The sequence below is a fragment of the Micromonospora sp. NPDC003776 genome, assembly GCF_053605645.1.
In genome coordinates, this window is the sequence record NZ_JBSGJR010000655.1 from 1 (window position 1) to 3510 (window position 3510).

Here is a 3510-nt window from a genome sequence, read left to right on the forward strand (position 1 = left end):
GCCAGCTCAGCGTGCCGTCGCCGAGCGCCGGTTCGCTGCGGCGCAGCGCGATGGCGGCCCGGTAGAGCTCCAACATCGAGTGCGGGTCGCCGGTCTGCGCCCGGACCGTCCGGTCCTTCCACTCGGCCGGCTGGGGCAGCCAGGGCGGAACCGTGGCGCCGTCGGGACTGAACCCGAACGGCGGGGTGTCCCCGGTCCAGGGCAGCGGCACCCGGCAGCCGTCCCGGCCTGGGTCGACCCGGCCGGAGCGTTCCCACATCGGGTCCTGGCGCAGCTCGTAGGGGATGTCCTCGACCTCCCAGAGGCCCAGCTCCTCGCCCTGGTAGACGTACGCCGCGCCGGGCAGCGCGAGGGAGAGCAGCGCGGCGGCGCGGGCCCGGCGGGTGCCCAGTTCGAGGTCGGTGGGGATGCCCTCGCGCTTCGCGGCGAAGCTGAAGGTGGTGTCCGCCCGGCCGTAGCGGGTCACGTGCCGGGTGACGTCGTGGTTGGAGAGCACCCAGGTGGCCGGCGCCCCGACCGGCGCGTGCGCGCGCAGCGTCTCGTCGATGCTCTCGCGCAGCGCCGTGGCGTCCCAGGCGCAGCCGAGGAAGTCGAAGTTGAAGGCGGCGTGCAGCTCGTCCGGGCGCAGGTAGTTGGCGAACCGCTGCCGGTCGGGCAGCCACACCTCGCCGATCAGCGCCCGGTCGCCGGGGTACGCGTCGGCGATCCGCCGCCAGTCGCGGTAGATCTCGTGCACCCCGTCCAGGTCGCGGAACGGGTGCGGCCGGTCGGGGGCGGTCTCGGGCAGGGACCCGTCCTTGACCAGCAGCCCGGCCGAGTCGATCCGGATGCCGTCGACCCCCCGGTCGAACCAGAACCGCAGGATGTCCTCGAACTCGGCCCGCACCCGGGGGTGGTCCCAGTTGAAGTCCGGCTGTTCCGGGGCGAACAGGTGCAGGTACCAGTCGCCGGGGGTGCCGTCCGGGTCGACGGTCCGGGTCCAGGTGGGGCCGCCGAACTCGCCGACCCAGTCGGTGGGCCGCTCGCCGCCGTCCGGCCCGCGGCCGGGGCGGAACCAGAACAGCTCCCGCTCGGGCGCGTCCGGCCCGCCGGCGAGGGCGGCCCGGAACCAGGGGTGCGCGGCGGAGCAGTGGTTGGGTACCACGTCGACAATGGTGCGGATGCCGAGCGCGCGGGCCTCCGCGATCAGCGCCTCCGCTTCGGCGAGGGTGCCGAAGACCGGGTCGATGTCCCGGTAGTCGGCCACGTCGTAGCCGGCGTCGGCCATCGGGGACGGGTACCAGGGGCTGAACCAGATCGCGTCGACGCCGAGTTCCGACAGGTAGGGCAGGCGGGAGCGGATGCCGGCGAGGTCGCCGACGCCGTCCCCGTCACCGTCGGCGAAACTTCGTGGGTACACCTGGTAGATCACCGCTCCACGCCACCACGGACCGTTGTCTGCTGTGGACACGGGCACCTGCTTTCTGCGTCGGTACGTCGGCGGGTTCGCCGGACCTTGATGTGTCGGGCGAACGGTCGTCGTTCGCCGTGGGGGTACTGCCGGCGGGGGCTCAGCCCTTGAGGCTGCCGGTGGTCAGGCCGGACATGATGTTCCGTTGGAAGATCAGGAAGATGACCACGGTCGGGATCGCCGCGATGACCGAGGCGGCGATCACCACGTTCATCGGCGTACCGCCGGAGAAGGCGTAGATGCCGACGCTGACGGTCCGGGTCTCGGGCGACGGCATGACCAGCTTCGGCCAGAGGAAGTCCTTCCAGACCGCCGTCACGGCGAAGATCGAGACCACGCCGAGGATGGGACGCGACATCGGCAGGATGATCGACCAGAGGGTGCGCAGCGGCGTCGCGCCGTCCACCAGGGCCGCCGCCATCAGGTCCTCCGGGATCGAGTCGAAGAACCGCTTCAGCAGGAAGATGTTGAACGCGTTGGCGACCAGGGGCAGCCAGATCGCGAACGGCGAGTCCAGCAGGTTGAGGTGCAGGATCGGCAGGTCGATCACCGTCACGTACTGCGGGACGATGAGCACCATCGCGGGGATCATCAGCGTCGCCAGCATCAGGCCGAGGATGGCGTTGCCGAAGACCGGCCGCAGCTTCGACAGGGAGTACGCCGCCGCGGTGTCCAGCACGAGCTGGAACAGCACCGCCCCGGTCGCGTAGTAGAACGTGTTGAACAGCAGCTTGGCGAGGTTCAGGTTGGTCCAGGCGTCGACGTAGTTCTGCGGCTGGGGGTCCTTCGGGAAGAGCGAGGGTGGGGTCTGCGCGATCTCCTGGCCGGACTTGAGCGCGCCGGTGACCATCCAGTAGAGCGGCCCGATGAAGACCAGCGTGAAGCCGACCACGACGACGGTGAGCAGCGTCCAGTAGATCACCCTGCCGCGCCCCCGGCTGAGCTGGGCGTGGGAGATGAGGGTCCGGGTCCCGGAGTCCTGTGCCATTCCTCGTCCGTCCTAGTCCTGTTTCGCGGTCAGCCGCAGGTAACCGGCGGAGAAGCCGGCCAGCACCACGAGCATGATCACGCCGAGCGCCGCGGCCCCGTTGAGGTCGTTCTGGAAGAAGCCGTGCTGATAGATGAGGTACGCGACCGAGGTCGCCGAGTCGCCGGTGCCGGCGCCGTTGGCCAGGATCAGCGGCTCGATGAAGAGCTGCATGGTGGCGACGATCTGCAGCATCGCCAGCAGCGCGAGGATCAGCCGGGTCTGCGGGATGGTGACGTTGACGATCCGCCGCCAGATCCCGGCCCCGTCGAGCTCGGCCGCCTCGTAGAGCTCGCCGGGGATGTTCTGCAACGCCGCCAGGTAGATCAGCACCGCGCCGCCCATGTTCATCCACGTCGAGGCGAGCACCATGGCCGGCATCGTCATGCCGGGTGACTGCATCCACTCCGAGGCCGGCAGGTGCAGGGCGCGGAGGATCGCGTTGAACAGTCCCGCGTCGCTGGGGTCGTACGCGTAGAACTTGAACAGGAACAGCGCCGAGGCCGGCGGCAGCATCACCGGCAGGTAGACCAGGATCCGCAGGTATCCCTTGGCGTGGCGGAACTCGTTGAGCAGGATCGCCACGAAGAACGGCACCGCGTACCCGAGGACGAGGGCCAGCACCGTGAAGTAGAACGTGTTCCGCCACGCCGTCCAGAAGCTCGGGTCGTCGATGATGCGGGCGTAGTTGTCCCAGCCCACCCAGGTGGTCTCCCCGCGCCGGGTGCGCTGGAAGCTCATCACGACGCCGCGGACCATCGGGTACCAGGAGAAGACGGCGAAGCAGAGGACCGCGCCGATCAGGAACGCGTGCCCGGTGAGGTGGTCCCGCAGCTTACGGCGCAGGCCGGCCCGCCGGGGCCCCGACGGGTACGGCGGCTCGGGGCGGCCCGATCGTCGGGTGGTGCCCGGGACGGTGGTGATGGCCAAGACAGCTCCTGGGGAAGTCGGTGACCGGACGGGACGGTGCGGGGTGGGGGGGGGCGCGCGCCGGCCCCCCCCCCCCCCCCGGCACGCCCCCCCCCCCCCCCCG

The 3510-nt window shown here is 70.7% G+C and carries 3 protein-coding genes; all 3 read right to left on the reverse strand.

Annotated features, from left to right (window positions below; translation table 11 throughout):
• The coding region (locus ACWEVO_RS32735) for a glycoside hydrolase family 13 protein (RefSeq protein WP_452311309.1) at nt 1-1450 on the reverse strand (1450 nt) is incomplete at its 3' end.
• Between the two features lie 100 nt (nt 1451-1550).
• Nucleotides 1551-2438: a carbohydrate ABC transporter permease gene (locus ACWEVO_RS32740; RefSeq protein WP_452311310.1), complete on the reverse strand. Its 888-nt coding sequence runs from the start codon at nt 2436-2438 to the stop codon at nt 1551-1553.
• Between the two features lie 12 nt (nt 2439-2450).
• Nucleotides 2451-3407, reverse strand: a complete 957-nt coding sequence (locus ACWEVO_RS32745) for a carbohydrate ABC transporter permease (RefSeq protein ID WP_452311311.1) — start codon at nt 3405-3407, stop codon at nt 2451-2453.
• Nucleotides 3408-3510: the final 103 nt, after the last annotated feature.

Coding starts and splice junctions, on each gene's coding strand:
- ACWEVO_RS32740 (WP_452311310.1), bottom strand. CDS start 2,438: ATGGCACAGGACTCCGGGACCCGGACCCTCATCTCCCACGCCCAGCTC.